The following is a 15567-nucleotide window of genomic DNA, read 5'->3' as shown; positions in this document are numbered from 1 at the left end:
GACGTCACAGCTGGGTGGGCTGGCGCTGGGTCAGGCCGTACTGCCGGGCGATCGCGTTCCACAGCGGGGCCGCCTTGCCCTTCTGCTCGGTCGCGGTCTTGCTCTGCTGGTTGCCGGCCTGGGTCTCGCCGGTGGAGCGCGCCTGCCCCTTGTGACAGCCCTTGCGCCCCTTGACCTGGTCGGCCCAGGCCGCGTAGTGGTTGTCGGCCGCGGCGGACGCCTGCCAGGCCCTGGTCAGCGCGTCCCGCAGGTGGCCCTGGGCGTGCAGCTTGTCCGTGGGCAGCTTGTTCAGCCGGGTGACCAGCTCGCCGCGCTGCCGGGCCGCGTCCCGCAGATCCGCCGCGGCCTGGTCGAGGTTGTCGCACTTGCGGACGTCGGCCACCGCCTGGATCACCGCGGCCCGGCTGCTGCCGCTGTCCGCGAGCAGCTTGTCCAGCTCCACCGCCTGCTGCCGTGCGGGGTCGGCGCTGGGCGAAGGGGACTCCGAGCCGGCCGGGGACGCGGCCACGACCGGGGTGTCGTCCCCGCCCGCGTCCTTGGTGTCGCCGCCACCGCCGGTGCTGAGCAGGGCGCCGGCGCCCACGCCGACCACGATCAGGCCCACCGCGGCGGCGGCGATCAGCGGCACCCGCGACCGGCCGCCGCGCCGCCCGCCGCCGTCGTCCGGCCCGTGGTCGTACGACGGCTGCGCCGGGCGGTACGCGGACGGCCCCGGGCCGGGGTAGGCGTCCGGCTGCTGGACGACCGGGAGCTGCTGGGTGGAGCCGGCCGGGCCGTCGGTGCCCGCGGGGCCGCCGCGGAAGAGGTTGTCGAACTCGGCGGGCGGCTGCCGGTCCGCGGCCGGCACCGGCGCCTGGATCTGGGTCTCGGCCGCGTAGGGCGGGATGTACTGCGTGGCCTCGGCGTCGGAGGGCGCGGGCCCCGGCTGCCGGGGCGTCCGGCCGAGGTAGCGGGTCTCCTCGGCGCCCGACTCCGGCGGCAGCGCGCCGGAGGCCACCGGCGGGATGTACTGGGTGGCCTCGTCACCGGGACCGGCGGGAGCCGCGCCGACCGGCGGGATGTACTGCGTGGCGCCGTCGGCCGGCGCGGCCTGCACGGGCGGTATGTACTGGGTGGCGCCCTCGTCGGCGCCGCCCCCGGCGGTGACCGGCGGCAGGTACTGCGTCGCGGCGTCGGCCGGCGGGGGCAGCGGGGCGCCCGCGGCGGGCGACGCCGGATAGGGCTGCCCCTGGTCCGGCTGCCCCGGGTACGCCTGCTGAGGCGGGTACGGCTGCTGGGACTGCTGTCCGGGATGCGGCTGCTGTGCCTGGTACGGCTGCTGGGGCTGCTGTCCCGGATACGGCTGCTGGGGCTGCTGGTACTGATCGGGCGCGCCGTAGCCGGGCTGCGGGGGCGTGCCGTAGGCGCCGGGGCCGGCGGCCTGGGAGTCGCCGTAGCCGGGTGCCTGGCCGCCGTAGGACGGGGCCGGGGCCGGGGCGCCCTCCGGGGGCAGCGGGCCGGGGCCCGCGGCGGACGCGGGCTGCTGTCCCTGGCCGGTCCACTGCTGAGCCGCTGCCGCGGGCCAGCCCTGGCCCGGCGGGGGCGCCTGCCGCCCGGGGTCCCAGGAACCGTCCCAGGACTGTCCGCCGGCCGGGGCGGCGGGCTCGGGCGGCGCGGTCGTGCCCGGCAGCAGGGGCTCGCCTCCGTCCGAGGGCAGCACGATGCCTTCGCGCGCGGGCCGCGCCGACGGCTCCTCGCCCTGTCCACTCTGCGTCACCGGGACTCCTACTAATGGGGGACCTTGTGAATCGTCGGCACACGCTACCGGGTCCCCCGAGCCGGGTGCCAAGCAGCTCAGGACGTGATCTGCCGTGCTGTGACGGCGATAACAGCGCCGGCCCCGCGGCGCGCCGCGCACGGCACCCGGCGCCCACCGGGCGCCGTTCCCGTGCGTTCACCGTGCCGCGGGGCCGTTGTTCACGCGGCCTGCTGGAGTTCGAGGCGGGCCCCGAACTCCCGTACCACCGCCTCCTCCCGGAACGGCTCCAGGCGCTGCTGGAGGTCGTCCAGATACTCGGCGCCCCGGTTGGAGCGCAGCGTCTCCAGCAACTCCACCGCTCTCATACCGGTGTTGCAGGCCTGTTCCACCTCGCGCTGCTGCACCTGGGCGGTGGCCAGCAGCACATAGCCGATGGCGCGGCGGCGGGCCCGGGAGGCGGGGTGCCCGGCCAGCGACTGCTCGGCGTACCGCGCCGCCTGCTCGGGCTGCCCGAGGTCGCGGTGGCAGTGCGCCAACTCGTCGGCCAGATACGCCTGGTCGAAGTGCGCGATCCACACCGGGTCGTCACCGTCGGCGGCGTCGGCGCGCTCCAGTGCCGCCACCGCGCGTCCGCCGGCCGCCTGTGCCGCGCGCGCGTCGCCGAGCAGGGCGTGCCCGCGCGCCTCGGCGGCGTGGAACATCGCCTCCGCGCGCGGGGGTACATGCCCGCGCGCGCCCTCCTGCGCCGCCCGCGCCAACTGGGCGATCTCGCGCGGGTTCCCGAGCTGCGCGGCGAGGTGGCTCATGGAGGCGGCCAGGACGTAACCGCCGTACCCGCGGTCACCGGCGGCCTGGGCGAGGCGCAGCGACTGGATGTAGTACCGCTGGGCCAGGCCCGGCTGGCCGGTGTCCACCGCCATGTACCCGGCCAGTTCGGTCAGGCGGGCGACGGTGGCGAAGAGTTCGCGGCCGACCGCCTCCCGGTAGGAGCCCGCGAGCAGCCCGGACACCACGCTGTTGAGGTAGTGCACGACGACCGGGCGGACGTGCCCGCTGCCGTACTGGTGGTCGAGGTCCACCAGCGCCTGGGTCATGGACCGCACGGCGGCCACGTCGGACTGGCCCACGCGCGGGCCCGCCTGCCGGGCCACCTGGGTGTCCGGTGCCGAGATCAGCCAGTCCCGGCTGGGCTCGACCAGCGCGGAGGCGGCGACGGAGGACCCGGACAGGAAGTCCCGGCGCCCCACGTCGCTGCGCCACAGCTCGCAGACCTGCTCGATGGCTCCCAGTACCGTCGGTGAGAACTGGAGGCCGACCCCCGAGGCGAGGTTCTTGCCGTTGGCCATGCCGATCTCGTCGATCGTGACCGTCCGGCCGAGCTTGCGCCCGAGCGCCTCGGCGATGATCGCCGGGGCCCGGCCCCGTGGCTGCTGGCCGCGCAGCCAGCGGGCCACGGACGTCTTGTCGTAGCGCAGGTCGAGGCCGTGCTCGGCGCCGCACATGTTGACCCGCCGGGCCAGCCCGGCGTTCGAGCACCCCGCTTCCTGGATGAGTGCCTGCAGCCGTTCGTTCGGCTGCCTCGCCACGAGAGGCCTTGCGGCCATGTGCTTACCCCCTGCGTTGCGGTCCCCTGGAGCGTGTTCGACCGACCCTGCGGAACCCGCGGCTCCGTCCCGGTCGGTCCGGTCGGGACGATCACTGCCCAGTAGACATACCGTCAATGCGCGACATATGCGGTTTGCCGGAAGTAATGGAGGATGCCGGCCCACTCCCTGGCTACCCCGCCCACGCCGGGCTTCCTCGCGCGCGCCCCCGGCCGTGCCTCCATGCGCCCCGACCGTCGAAACGATGCTCCTCCCCGCGCGCGCCCGGAGCCGTAACTCCAGGTGGGCAAGGGAGTTGAGAGGAACGTGGAAGAGACGATCGCGGGCGCCGAGAACACGCAGATGGCCGGTCAGATTCCGCGGCAGCGCGGGACATCGCTGCTGGAGACCGCCGTACGCTACGCCGAGGAGCGGCACTGGGACGTGGTGCCGGGCACCTGGCTGGAGACGGTCGGCGGCACGCAGCGCTGCTCTTGTGGTGAGGCCGCCTGCCCCGCGCCGGGCGCGCACCCCGCGCGCCCCGACTGGGCGACCCAGGCGACCGGCAGTGCGACCGTCGCGCGCCGGATGTGGCAGAAGCAGCCGGCGGCGTCGATCCTGCTGCCGACGGGCCGGACGTTCGAGGCGTTGTCCGTCCCGGAGAGCGCCGGGTTCCTGGCGCTCGCCCGGATGGAGCGGATGGAGCTGACGCTCGGTCCGGTCACGCTGACGCCGGACCGGCGGATGCAGTTCTTCGTGCTGCCGGGAGCGGCGGCGAAGGTGGCGGACCTGGTGCGGCGGCTGGGCTGGTCGCTGCCGTCGCTGGACCTGGTGGCGCTGGGCGAGGGCGCGTACGTGGCGGCGCCTCCCACCCGGTTCGGATGCCGGGGCGCCGTGCAGTGGGCCCGCCGCCCGACCCCGGCGAACCGCTGGCTGCCGGACGTGGAGGAGCTGATCTCGCCGCTGGCCTACGCCTGCGGAAGGGATCGCTGACCCGTTCCCCTGTCGAACGCGTGCTCCGAAACTCCGTTTTCGCGGTCAACACCCCTCATTTGAGTGACACCGAGCGATGAATGATCGCCGTGTGTGAGGGGATCTTCCTGGCAGGAGGCGGACCGCTCGGGGAAAAGCCGGTCCGAGGGGATGACCCTGAGAGCTCGGGGCTCCGGGTCAGCAACAGGGGAGGACAGGCCCCGGCGCCACACGGCGCCGGGGCCCCTGCTCGTCCAGGGACCCCGCTCTTCCTGGTGCCCGGTTCAGCGCTTGGCCACGAACACGTGGGAGGCGACGTCCGCCTCCAGCTCGGCCGCCTCGCCGCCGCTGCCCACGAGCACACCGCCGGGCGACTCGGTCACGCTCACCACCGAGCCGGGCTGCACGCCCGCCCGCCGCAGCGTGTACATCAGCTGCGCGTCCGTCTGGATCGGCTCCCCGATGCGGCGCACGACGACCGTCTTGCCGTCCGTGCCCGCGTCCAGGTCGGCCAAGGAGACCATGCCCTCGTCCAGGAACGGGTCCGCGCCGTCCTTCTCGCCCAGCTCCTCCAGGCCCGGGATGGGGTTGCCGTACGGCGACTCGGTGGGGTGGCGCAGCAGCTCCAGCACCCGCCGCTCCACGGCCTCGCTCATCACGTGCTCCCAGCGGCACGCCTCGGCGTGCACCTGCTCCCACTCCAGCCCGATCACGTCGACGAGCAGGCACTCGGCCAGGCGGTGCTTGCGCATCACGCGCGTCGCCAGCCGGCGCCCCTCCTCCGTGAGCTCCAGGTGCCGGTCGCTGGCCACGGACACCAGGCCGTCGCGCTCCATGCGCGCCACCGTCTGGCTCACCGTCGGCCCGCTCTGGTCCAGCCGCTCCGCGATGCGGGCGCGCATGGGGACGACGCCTTCCTCTTCGAGTTCGAGGATGGTGCGGAGATACATCTCCGTGGTGTCGATCAGTCCGGACATACGTGCCCCTCGATTACCTCTGCCGGCAGCCCGGCGCGTGCGCGGCCCCCCTGTACATCAATTCTGCCGGATCCCACTGACAACCGGGCGGCAGCAGGGGAACAGGGCTGTTCACAGAGGGGTACGGGCCGTTGTCGGAGACGAGCGCGCGGGGCGGTCGCGCCCACACGGGGCGATCGTAGCGCGGCCCCGGCCCGCCCGCCGGGCCCCGGCCGCGGCATACGCACCCGGAGACACCGGCCACGCGAAGCCGCCGCCGGACGCGGGGACGCGGCCGTATTGACACCGTGATGGTCCAGACCGCACCGTGATCCGCGACACAGACGATGCGAAGGGGCACCGCATGAGCGACGGCACGCCTGCCGACCTGTTCTTCGACGCCGCCATCGGCCTGCTGCAACGGGTCCGCGACGAGGAGGCCGAGGCGATCACCGCGGCCGGCGCCCTGCTCGCCGACACCGTCGCGGCCGGCGGCCGCCTGTTCGCGTTCGGCGCCGGACACTCCTCGCTGGCCGCCCAGGATGTCGTCTACCGCGCGGGCGGCCTGGCCCTGATGAACCTGCTCGCCGTCCCCGGAGTCGTCGGCGTCGACGTCACCCCGGCCACCCTCGGCTCCGCGCTCGAACGGGTCGACGGCCTGGCCGGCGCCGTCCTGGACACCTCACCGGTGCGCGCCGGGGACGCCCTGGTGATCATCTCCCTCTCCGGCCGCAACGCCCTGCCCGTGGAGATGGCCCTCGGCGCCCGCGCCCGCGGCCTGAAGGTCATCGGCGTGACCTCGGTGGCGTACGCCGCCGAGACCACGTCCCGGCACGCCTCCGGCACCTTCCTGAAGGACCACTGCGACCTCGTCCTGGACTCCAAGATCGCCGTGGGGGACGCGGAACTCACCCTGGACACCATCCCGGCGCCCTTCGCCCCGGCCTCCACGGTCGTCACCACCGCCCTGCTCCAGGCCGTCATGGCGACCACCGCCGCCGCCCTCGCCGACCGCGGCATCGAGCCGCCGCTGCTGCGCTCCGGCAACGTCGACGGCGGACACGAGTGGAACGGCCGGGTGATGGCGCAGTACGGCGACCGGATCTTCTACCGCCGCTGAACCCCGTACCGCGCACCGCGCCCCGGGGGGCCCGCCGCCCGCCGGGGCCTACCGCCCGCGCACGGCCTCCGCCAGGTCCAAGGCCGCCGCGATCCGTACGGCGACGTCCTCGGCGTAGGCCGTGTCGGCGCGCTCGAAGCGGCTGCGGCCGGCGCCGCGCAGGAAGGTCAGCACGCCCAGCGTCCGCCCCCGGCTGCGCAGCACCGCGCACAGCGCGTACACCGCGTCGCCGGGCCACTGCCGCTCCAGCGCCCACTCCCGGGCCCGCTCGGCCGGCACCTCGCCGGCCTCCGCGCGCACGGTCCCGGCCCGCCGCACGCACTGCCGCGCCGGATGGTCCTCCGGGTAGCGCACGGGCAGTCCGGCCGCGCCCGTCAGCAGGCTCGGTCCCGGCGCCCCGGCGGGCGTGGCGGCGAGCCGGACCAGCCGGACCGGCTCCGCCTCGCCCCCGCCCTCCGCGCGCGGGCCGTCCGCCAGCCGGTCGACCAGGGCGTGGTCGGCGAACCCGGCGAGGGCGAAGTCCAGGTGGACGGTGGCCGCCTCCGCCGGGTCCTCGCACTCCGCGGCGGCCCGGGCCGCGCGGTGCAGCTGGTTGGAACGGAACCGCAGCAGCGCCGCGTCCTGCTGGTCCTGCCTGGCCTCGGTGACGTCCTGGAACAGCCAGCCGACGCCGAGCGGCACCGGCTCCTCGGCAAGCGGCGAGGCCAGCCGCAGGAATCCGTTGCGCCAGCACCGGCGCCGCTCGCCCTCGGGCGTGCGCACGACGACCCACATCTCGGCGGGGGCGGGCGGCGCGCCTTCGGCCAGGACGTGCGTCAGCGCGGCCTCCAGCTCCTGCGCGCCCTGTCCGAGCAGCTCGCCGAGCGGCCGGCCCAGCGCCGAGGTCCGTCCGACGCCCAGGGCCCGCGCCGCGTAGGCGTTGACCACGGCGGGCCGCAGATCGGCGTCGACGAGGACGACCCCCCAGGCGGCGTCCTCGAACAGCGCCTCGCTCAGCGCGATGGACCGCTCCAGGTCGATCTGCGCGTGCACCTCGCTGAACGCGCAGTACACCCCCGCGGGTTTGCCGTCGGGCCCGCGCACGGCGGCCGACTGGGTGCGCACGAGGATCCGCCCGCCGTCCTTGGTCACCAGCGCGAACTCGTGCACCTGGCGGCCCGGCGCGTGCATCGCCGACATCAGCCGGGCCTGCACCTCCTCGGCGTCGGCGCTGCGCACCGCCCATCCGGCGAACCCGTGCCGCCCGACGGCCTCGGCGGCCGTCCAGCCGAGGATCCGCTCGGCCTCGCGGTTCCAGTGCGTGACGACCCCGTCGGCGTCGAACGCGCACAGCGCCGCGTCCATCCCGTCGAGCAGTGCGGCCAGCAGGTCGGAGCCCGGCGCGCCGGGCTCGTCCGGCCCCAGCTCGTCCGTGGCCCCACTCCGCCGCGAAGCACTCACCTGGACCCCCTGGAAACTGCCTGCGCGCTCGTACACACGGCGCCCGGTTCCCTCACCGGCCTTCATTCAACTGGAACGTGACCCAGCCCACACCCTGTTCCCGCAAGAAAAAACAGTTGAGTGCGTCCCGGGTGCTTCTTAGGCTGTCGGTACACGAGAAGGGAGGTGGTTCGGCAGATGTATGACAACCGGACGCGTGAGGTGGCTGCGGGCTAGCGGCCCGACACCACACCATGTGCGGTGCCGGACCAGCGCGTGAGAGATGCGCGCAGCCGGCCCAATCCCAAGCAGTCACCCGACCCGCGGGCTGCCGGTACGTCCGGCCGGCTCCTCCCTGGAGGAACCCAGCCCGCGGGTCGTCTGCGTTTTCCGCGCCTTCCGTGTACGCCTTCCGTGTACGCCCCCCGGGTCAGGCGCCCGGCTCAGGGGCTGAGGCGCTCCACCGTCCAGGTGCCGTCCGGCCGGGCGGTGTAACGCAGCCGGTCGTGGAGGCGGTTGGCGCGGCCCTGCCAGAACTCGACCGTCTCCGGGATGATCCGGAAGCCGCCCCAGTGCGGGGGCACCGGGACCTGTTCGTCCTCCGGGTAGCGGGCCTCGAGTGCGGCGTAGGCCGTGTCCAGTTCCGAGCGGGAGGCGATCACCGAGGACTGGGCGCTGGCCCAGGCGCCCAGCTGGGAACCGTGCGGACGGGTGCGGAAGTAGGCGGCGGTCTCGTCGCGGCCGGTGCGCCGGGCGGTGCCGGTGACGACGACCTGGCGGGCCAGCGGGTACCACGGGAAGAGCAGCGAGACGTGCGGGTTCCCGGCGAGGTCGAGGGCCTTGCGCGAGCCGTAGTTGGTGTAGAAGACGAAGCCGTCGGTGCCGTACTGCTTCAGCAGGACCGTGCGGGAGCTGGGGCGGCCGGCCGCGTCCACCGTCGAGACGACCATGGCGTTGGGCTCGGTGAGCGTGCCGTGCGGCGCGGCCCGGGCGGCGTCCTCGAACCAGCGGGCGAACTGGTCCATCGGATGTGTGGCGAGGTCCTCCTCGGCGAGGCCGTCGGCCCGGTACTGCTTGCGCATGACAGCGGGGTCGAGAACGGGGTCCGGAAGCGGGTCGCGATCGGTCACGCGGTCATCTTGCCGTATAGAACGGGTATGGCACCGAGTGTCGTGTGGTCTCCCCAACCGTGGCACCGGGCGTTATCGTGCTGCTCCCTTTGCGGTTGGGTTGACCATCGGTGACCGCCGGCGCGCCGAGGCATCACCGGGACGACCGCCGCCACACTTCACGAGGAGCCGCCTGATGTCCGACTTCGTACCCGGGCTCGAAGGAGTCGTCGCGTTCGAGACGGAGATCGCCGAACCGGACAAGGAGGGCGGCGCCCTGCGCTACCGGGGCGTCGACATCGAGGACCTGGTCGGTCACGTCTCGTTCGGCAACGTGTGGGGACTGCTGGTGGACGGCGCCTTCAACCCCGGCCTGCCGCCCGCCGAGCCGTTCCCGATCCCGGTGCACTCCGGTGACATCCGGGTGGACGTGCAGTCGGCCCTCGCCATGCTCGCCCCCGTGTGGGGCCTCAAGCCGCTGCTCGACATCGACGAACGCCAGGCCCGCGAGGACCTGGCCCGGGCCGCGGTCATGGCCCTGTCCTACGTCGCCCAGTCCGCGCGCGGGCAGGGCCTGCCGATGGTGCCGCAGCGGGAGATCGACAAGGCGAACTCGGTGGTGGAGCGGTTCATGATCCGCTGGCGGGGCGAGCCGGACCCCAAGCACGTCGCGGCCGTCGACGCCTACTGGACCTCGGCCGCCGAACACGGCATGAACGCCTCCACCTTCACCGCCCGGGTCATCGCCTCCACGGGCGCCGACGTCGCCGCCGCGCTGTCGGGCGCGGTGGGCGCGATGTCCGGTCCGCTGCACGGCGGCGCGCCCTCCCGGGTGCTCGGCATGATCGAGGAGATCGAACGCACCGGCGACGCGCAGGCGTACGTCAAGGGGGCCCTGGACCGGGGCGAACGGCTGATGGGCTTCGGGCACCGGGTCTACCGGGCCGAGGACCCGCGCGCCCGGGTGCTGCGGCGCACGGCGCGGGAGCTGGGGGCGCCGCGGTTCGAGGTGGCCGAGGCGCTGGAGAAGGCCGCGCTGGAGGAGCTGCACAACCGGCGGCCGGACCGGGTGCTGGCCACGAACGTGGAGTTCTGGGCGGCGATCATGCTGGACTTCGCCGAGGTGCCGGCGCACATGTTCACCTCCATGTTCACGTGCGCCCGCACCGCGGGATGGTCCGCGCACATCCTCGAACAGAAGCGCACGGGACGGCTGGTGCGGCCCTCCGCCCGGTACGTGGGCCGGGGCCGCGCAGCCCTCGGGACATCCGGGGATACGAGGAGATGACCCGCTGAGAGGGAGCCTGGGGAGGTGATCAGGCCGGTGTCAGCAAGTCCCGGTGGTGCCGCTCCGCCACCAGCGGGTGGGCCCTCAGCTTGCCCTTGAGTTCGTTGTAGCCGTACTCGGCGAACAGGGGGTTCGCCGGGTCGGTGGTGACGCCGGGGGCGTGGGCGGCGTGCGGGAAGGGCAGGGGGTCGATCCGCGCGTCCAGACGGGGGTTGTAGAAGAACGGCACCGAGTAGCGCTCGGTGGCGCCGGGCGGGCTGACGACGCGGTGGTTGGTGGCCAGCAGATAGCCGTTGGTCGCCACCTCCAGCAGTTCGCCGAGGTTGACGACGAAGGCGCCCTCCAGGGGCGGCACGTCGTGGAAGCGGCCGTCCTCGCGCTGGACCTGGAGACCGCCGACGGTGTCCTGGAGCAGCAGCGTCAGGAACCCGTAGTCCTTGTGGGCGCCCACGCCCTGGCCGGTGCCGTCGGCCGCGCTGCCGGGGTAGCGGACGAGCTTGAGGTGCGGGTGGGCGTGCTCGCCGAAGACCGGGTCGTAGAAGCCGGCCGGGGCGCTGATGGCGGTCAGCAGTTCGCGCAGCAGCCGGTGGGCGACCGCGCTGAGCCGGTCGATCCAGGCGAGGGCGGCGGTGCGCAGCCCGGGCAGGGCGGCGGGCCACTGGTTGGGGCCCTGGAGCCACCAGTACGGGGGCTCGCCGGGGCCGGGGATCCGGGCCGGGCGTTCGGCGCCGATGTCGAGCTGGTCGCGCCAGTCGCGGGCGCCGCCGGTGCGCTCGTCGCCGGTGCGGGTGTAGCCCCTGAAGTGCGGGGAGTTGACGTTGTCGAGGGCGAGCCGGTCGGCCTCGGGCAGGGCGAAGAAGGCGCGCATGGCGGTGAGCAGCGCGTCCGTCTCGGCCCGGGTCACGCCGTGCCCGACGAGCTGGAAGAAGCCGACGTCGTGGGCGGCGCTGTGCAGCTGGGCGTGGAGCAGGGCGCGGGCCTGGGGGCCTCGGCCGGCGGCCGACAGGTCGATGATCGGGAGCTGGTCGTACGACATCGCTGTGTGCGTGGTCATGGTGCGTCCGCGGGTGTACGGGGCACGGCCGGCCGCCGAGGGGTACGGGCGGCCCCCGGTGCCGGAAAAAAGGTGAAGAAGAGAAAAGGAGATGCGGGGGGCTGTCAGGCGGAGAGGCGCCGACAGCCCGTGCTCGTGACGCGCACGTAGTCCACGTGGCGGCGGCGGACGAGCATCAAAAGCATGGGCCAAGGGTAACGCGCCGCGTGCGGAGTGCCGCCGTGCGGTCCGCTCAGCCCAGCGCGCCGTCCAGCAGGGCCGCCCACTGGGCGACGACCCGTTCGCGGCGGGCGGTGTCGTCGGTGAGGAGGTTGGCCAGGCCCAGGCCGCGGGCCATGTCGAGCAGGCCCTGGACGGTCTCGCGGACGCCGGGGCGGGACTCGTCGGCGCCGAGCAGTTCGACGGCTATGCGGTGGGTCTCGCGGCCCACCCGGGCCTCCAGCTCGGTCACCCGCGGGCGCAGTTGCTCCTCGTCGGAGGCGGCGACCCACAGGTGCAGGGCGGCGCGGAAGAGCGGGCCGGTGTAGAGGTCGACGAGGGCCGCCACGACGGCCCGGCGGTCGGCGGGGCCGTCCGGGAAGAGGGCGCGCAGTGCCAGCGAGCGCTCCTCGGAGACGTACTCGACGGCCGCGGTGAAGAGGTCCTCCCGGGTCCGGAAGTGGTGCTGGGCGGCGCCCCGGGAGACTCCGGCGCGTTCGGCGACGACGGCGACCGTGGAGCCCGCCCAGCCGCGCTCGGCGAGGCAGGCCACGGCGGCCTCCAGGAGCCGCTGCCGGGTGGCCCGGCTGCGGTCCTGCTTGGGAACGCGCTCGTGTTCGGTCGTCCTCACACCACCCATGCCGCATCACGTCTTTCCAGGAAGGCCGTCATCCCCTCCCGGGCGTGGCCGGAGGAGAACAGCCGGGCCGTCAGCGCGGTCAGCTCGGCCGCGTCCCGGTCGAATGTCTCCAGCACCCTAGCCGTGAGCAGCCGTTTCGTCTCGGCCAGGGCCTCGGGGGAGGCCCGGCGCAGGCCGTCGAGGACGGGGGCGAGGGCGTCGTCCACGTCGTCCGCCGCCGCCGTCAGCAGGCCCAGCGTCACGGCCTCGGCCGGGCCGAAGCGTTCGCCGGTGAGGTAGTAGCGGGCCAGGGCGCGGGGGTCGGCGCGCGGGAGCACCGGCAGGGAGATCACGGCGGGGGCGACGCCGATGCGCACCTCGGTGAAGGCGAAGGTGGCCGCGGCGGAGGCGGCGGCGATGTCACAGGCGGCGAGCAGGCCGAGGCCGCCGGCGCGGACATGCCCGGTGACCCGGGCGACCACCGGTTTGGGCAGTTCCACGATCCGCCGCAACAGGCCCACGAGGGCGTCCGGGGCGGGCGGGTCGCGCAGGTCGGCGCCGGCGCAGAACGTCGTACCGGTGTGGGTGAGGACCACGGCCCGCACCCCGGGGTCCTCCCCGCAGTCGGCCAGGGCGTCGGCGAGCCCGGTGACGAGGGCCGCGGACAGGGCGTTGCGGGTCCCGGTGGCGTCGAGGCTGAGCGTTTCCACGGCACGCGCGCGGGTGCGGCCGATGGGCACGGTGGGGTCGGTCATGGGTACTCCCTGAGCTGCCGGCGCAGGATCTTGCCGGAGGCGGCGCGGGGGACGGTGTCGGTGAAGGTGACCCGGCGGACGCGTTTGTAGGGGGCGACGCGTGCGGCGACGAACCTCAGGACCTCGTCCTCGGCCGGGCCGTCGGCGCCGGGCCGGCGGACGACGAAGGCGTGCGGGATCTCGTTGCCGTCCTCGTCGCGGGCGCCGATCACTGCGGCGTCGGCGATGCCGGGGTGGGTGAGCAGCAGGGCCTCCAGTTCGGCCGGGGCCACCTGGTAGCCCTTGTACTTGATGAGTTCCTTCACCCGGTCCACGACGAACAGCCAGCCGTCCGCGTCGGCGTGTCCGACGTCGCCGGTGTGCAGCCAGCCGTCGGGGTCGATCAGGGCGGCGGTGGCGTCGGGGCGGCCCAGGTAGCCCTTCATCACCTGGGGGCCGCGGATCAGGATCTCGCCGGGCTCGCCGGGGCCGAGGTCGCGGTGCGGGTCGTCCAGGGAGACGATCCGCATCTCGGTGCCGGCGACGAGCCGTCCGACCGTGCCGGCGGGGGCGTCGCGCAGCCGGTCCAGGGGGACGACGTGGGTGCCGGGTGACAGCTCCGTCATGCCGTACGCCTGGCCGATCGGGGGCAGGCCGAGCCGTTCGGAGCAGGCGCGGGCGAGCCGGGCGTCCAGCGGGGCGGCGGCGCTGATGACGTACTCCAGGGAGGAGAGGTCGTAGCGGCCGACCGCCGGGTCCTTGGCGAGGGCGAGGACGATCGGCGGGGCCACGTACAGGCCCGTGATGCGGTACTCGTCGAGGGCGGCCAGGAAGGTCTCCAGCTCGAAGCGGGGCAGGACGACGACGGTGGCTCCCTTGCGCAGCGGCCCGTTCATCAGCGCGGTGAGGCCGTAGATGTGGAAGAACGGCAGGACGGCGAGGACGCGGTCGCCGGGGCCGGCCGGGACGGCGGCGTCCAGTTGGGCGAGGTTGGTGGCGATCTGCCGGTGGGTGAGCATGACGCCCTTGGGGGTGCCGGTGGTGCCGGAGGAGTACGGCAGTACGGCGATGTCCTCGGCCGGGTCGATGGCGACCCGGGGTTCGGGTGCGGTGGTGGCGAGCAGGTCGGTCAGCGAGCGGTGGCCGGGCGCGCCGTCGCAGACGAGGATCTCCCGTACGCCGCCCGCGAGCCCGGCGGCCCGGCGGGCGGTCTCCAGCAGCGGGGAGACGGTGACGATCCAGCGGGCCGCGCTGTCGCGCAGCTGCCGGGCGAACTCCTCGGCGGTGGCGAGCGGGTGGGCGGTGGTGACGGTGGCACCGGCGCGGGTGGCGGCGTAGAACGCGAGCGGGAAGGCGACGGTGTTGGGGCTGTGCAGGGCGAGGACGTCGCCCTTGCGGACGCCGGTGCCGGCCAGGGCGGCGGCGAGGCGCCGGTGGAACCGGTCCACCTGCGCGTACGTGAGCGTGGTGCCGTCCGTGCCGTCGACGAGGGCGGGCCGGTCGCCGAAGCCGGCGGCGTGGCCCAGGACGGCGTCGTGGATGGGGAGTTCTACGGGCGGGACGTCTGCGTACTCGCTGCGGAACACGGTTCCTCCTCGCGCCGGGCCGCTCAGTACGACTTGGGCAGGCCCAGGCTCTGGTGGGAGACGTAGTTGAGGATCATTTCCCGGCTCACCGGTGCGATACGTGCCACGCGGGCGGCGGTGATGAGCGAGGCGAGCCCGAACTCCCGGGTGAGGCCGTTGCCGCCGAGGGTGTGCACCGCCTGGTCGACGGCCCGTACACATGCCTCGCCCGCCGCGTACTTGGCCATGTTGGCGGCCTCGCCCGCGCCGATGTCGTCCCCCGAGTCGTAGAGCGTCGCCGCCTTCTGCATCATCAGCCGGGCCAGCTCCAGGTCGATGTGGGCCTGCGCCAGGGGGTGGGCGATGGCCTGGTGGGCGCCGATGGGGGCCTTCCAGACCGTACGCTCGCGGGCGTACTCGACGGCCCTGCCGAGGGCGTAGCGGCCCATGCCGATCGCGAACGCGGCCGTCATGATCCGCTCGGGGTTCAGCCCGGCGAACAGTTGCAGCAGCCCGGCGTCCTCGTCGCCCACGAGCGCCTCCGCGGGCAGCCGGACGTCGTCCAGGGTCAGCTCGAACTGCTTCTCGGCGGCGTTGAGTTCCATGTCGATGGGGTGCTTCCCGAAGCCCTCGGCGTCCGTGGGGACGATGAACAGGCAGGGCTTGAGGGTGCCGGTGCGGGCGTCCTCGGTGCGGCCGACGACGAGGACGGCGTCGGCCATGTCGACGCCGGAGATGAAGACCTTGCGGCCGGTGAGCAGCCAGTCGGTGCCGTCCCGGCGGGCCGTGGTGGTGATGCGGTGGCTGTTGGAGCCGGCGTCGGGCTCGGTGATGCCGAAGGCCATGAGGCGGGTGCCGTCGGCGAGCCCGGGCAGCCACCGCCGCTTCTGCTCCTCGGTGCCGAAGCGGGCGATCACCGTGCCGCAGATGGCGGGTGACACGACGAGCATGAGGAGGGGGGAGCCCGCGGCGCCCAGTTCCTCGAGCACGATGGAGAGTTCGGCTATGCCGCCGCCCCCTCCCCCGTACTCCTCGGGCAGGTTGACGCCGAGATAGCCCAGCTTGCCCGCGTCGGACCAGAGTTCGGCGGGGGGTTTGCCCGCGGCGACCGTGCGGGTGACGTAGTCGCGGCCGTAGCGCTTGCCGAGGGCGGCTACCGCGGAGCGCAGGGCCTTGTGCTCTTCTGACTCGATGACGGTGGTCATGGGGCTC

Annotated in this window: 12 protein-coding genes and 1 pseudogene; 3 read left to right on the top strand and 10 right to left on the bottom strand. The window is 74.2% G+C overall.

The genetic code is table 11. The features are described from left to right. Nucleotides 1–4: 4 nt before the first annotated feature. Nucleotides 5–1756: a hypothetical protein gene (locus ACSURM_RS20900; protein ID WP_436957001.1), complete on the bottom strand. Its 1752-nt coding sequence runs from the start codon at nt 1754–1756 to the stop codon at nt 5–7. A gap of 200 nt (nt 1757–1956) precedes the next feature. Further along, nucleotides 1957–3342 carry a transcriptional regulator gene (locus ACSURM_RS20895; protein ID WP_436957000.1) on the bottom strand — a complete coding sequence of 462 codons (1386 nt, stop codon included), beginning with the start codon at nt 3340–3342 and terminating at the stop codon, nt 1957–1959. A 306-nt stretch (nt 3343–3648) separates the two neighbouring features. Between ACSURM_RS20895 and ACSURM_RS20890 the strand changes: the two genes are divergently transcribed. Then, nucleotides 3649–4314 (top strand): bifunctional DNA primase/polymerase, encoded by a 666-nt coding sequence (locus tag ACSURM_RS20890; RefSeq protein ID WP_436956998.1) that lies wholly within the window; start codon nt 3649–3651, stop codon nt 4312–4314. Between the two features lie 263 nt (nt 4315–4577). On the opposite strand, the gene ACSURM_RS20885 is transcribed toward ACSURM_RS20890, so the two are convergent. Continuing rightward, nucleotides 4578–5270: a metal-dependent transcriptional regulator gene (locus ACSURM_RS20885; RefSeq protein ID WP_030611974.1), complete on the bottom strand. Its 693-nt coding sequence runs from the start codon at nt 5268–5270 to the stop codon at nt 4578–4580. A 343-nt stretch (nt 5271–5613) separates the two neighbouring features. On the opposite strand from ACSURM_RS20885, the gene ACSURM_RS20880 reads away from it, so the two are divergent. Next, the gene (locus ACSURM_RS20880) at nt 5614–6369 is read left to right on the top strand and encodes an SIS domain-containing protein (RefSeq protein ID WP_436956996.1); all 756 of its coding nucleotides are present in this window, start codon (nt 5614–5616) and stop codon (nt 6367–6369) included. A gap of 48 nt (nt 6370–6417) precedes the next feature. Here ACSURM_RS20880 and ACSURM_RS20875 read toward each other — a convergent pair whose 3' ends face one another. Next, a complete protein-coding gene (locus ACSURM_RS20875) occupies nt 6418–7809 on the bottom strand; it encodes a PAS domain-containing protein (RefSeq protein WP_436956995.1) in 1392 nt (463 codons plus the stop codon). A 422-nt stretch (nt 7810–8231) separates the two neighbouring features. Beyond that, nucleotides 8232–8918 carry a pyridoxamine 5'-phosphate oxidase gene (pdxH, locus tag ACSURM_RS20870; protein WP_436956994.1) on the bottom strand — a complete coding sequence of 229 codons (687 nt, stop codon included), beginning with the start codon at nt 8916–8918 and terminating at the stop codon, nt 8232–8234. Nucleotides 8919–9093: 175 nt separating this feature from the next. Between pdxH and ACSURM_RS20865 the strand changes: the two are divergent. Beyond that, nucleotides 9094–10193, top strand: a pseudogene (locus ACSURM_RS20865) (citrate synthase 2). A gap of 20 nt (nt 10194–10213) precedes the next feature. On the opposite strand, the gene ACSURM_RS20860 reads toward ACSURM_RS20865, so the two are convergent. The 5 genes from ACSURM_RS20860 to ACSURM_RS20840 form a co-directional block, all read right to left on the bottom strand. Then, nucleotides 10214–11239 (bottom strand): isopenicillin N synthase family dioxygenase, encoded by a 1026-nt coding sequence (locus ACSURM_RS20860; protein ID WP_436956992.1) that lies wholly within the window; start codon nt 11237–11239, stop codon nt 10214–10216. 232 nt (nt 11240–11471) lie between these two features. Then, the gene (locus ACSURM_RS20855; protein ID WP_436956990.1) at nt 11472–12077 is read right to left on the bottom strand and encodes a TetR/AcrR family transcriptional regulator; all 606 of its coding nucleotides are present in this window, start codon (nt 12075–12077) and stop codon (nt 11472–11474) included. Then, complete coding sequence (locus tag ACSURM_RS20850; RefSeq protein WP_436956988.1) at nt 12065–12811, bottom strand: enoyl-CoA hydratase family protein; 747 nt, start codon at nt 12809–12811, stop codon at nt 12065–12067. Before ACSURM_RS20850 ends, ACSURM_RS20855 begins: the two co-directional genes overlap by 13 nt. Then, a complete protein-coding gene (locus ACSURM_RS20845) occupies nt 12808–14376 on the bottom strand; it encodes a 4-coumarate--CoA ligase family protein (protein ID WP_436956987.1) in 1569 nt (522 codons plus the stop codon). The genes ACSURM_RS20850 and ACSURM_RS20845 overlap by 4 nt, the downstream gene beginning before the upstream one ends. 23 nt (nt 14377–14399) lie before the next feature. Further along, a complete protein-coding gene (locus ACSURM_RS20840; protein WP_436956986.1) occupies nt 14400–15560 on the bottom strand; it encodes an acyl-CoA dehydrogenase family protein in 1161 nt (386 codons plus the stop codon). Nucleotides 15561–15567 lie beyond the last annotated feature (7 nt).

The sequence above is a fragment of the Streptomyces sp. SudanB182_2057 genome, from assembly GCF_964272715.1.
Taxonomy (GTDB): Bacteria; Actinomycetota; Actinomycetes; order Streptomycetales; family Streptomycetaceae; genus Streptomyces; species Streptomyces rubradiris.
Note: the sequence above shows the minus strand (reverse complement) of the source record. Positions and strands in the feature narration are given on the sequence as shown.

Excerpts from the sequence above, each read along its gene's own strand:
- ACSURM_RS20895 (WP_436957000.1), bottom strand. The coding sequence starts at position 3,342 with ATGGCCGCAAGGCCTCTCGTGGCGAGGCAGCCGAACGAACGGCTGCAG.
- ACSURM_RS20860 (WP_436956992.1), bottom strand. The coding sequence starts at position 11,239 with ATGACCACGCACACAGCGATGTCGTACGACCAGCTCCCGATCATCGAC.
- ACSURM_RS20855 (WP_436956990.1), bottom strand. The coding sequence starts at position 12,077 with ATGGGTGGTGTGAGGACGACCGAACACGAGCGCGTTCCCAAGCAGGAC.
- ACSURM_RS20850 (WP_436956988.1), bottom strand. The coding sequence starts at position 12,811 with ATGACCGACCCCACCGTGCCCATCGGCCGCACCCGCGCGCGTGCCGTG.
- ACSURM_RS20885 (WP_030611974.1), bottom strand. The coding sequence starts at position 5,270 with ATGTCCGGACTGATCGACACCACGGAGATGTATCTCCGCACCATCCTC.
- ACSURM_RS20880 (WP_436956996.1), top strand. The coding sequence starts at position 5,614 with ATGAGCGACGGCACGCCTGCCGACCTGTTCTTCGACGCCGCCATCGGC.
- ACSURM_RS20840 (WP_436956986.1), bottom strand. The coding sequence starts at position 15,560 with ATGACCACCGTCATCGAGTCAGAAGAGCACAAGGCCCTGCGCTCCGCG.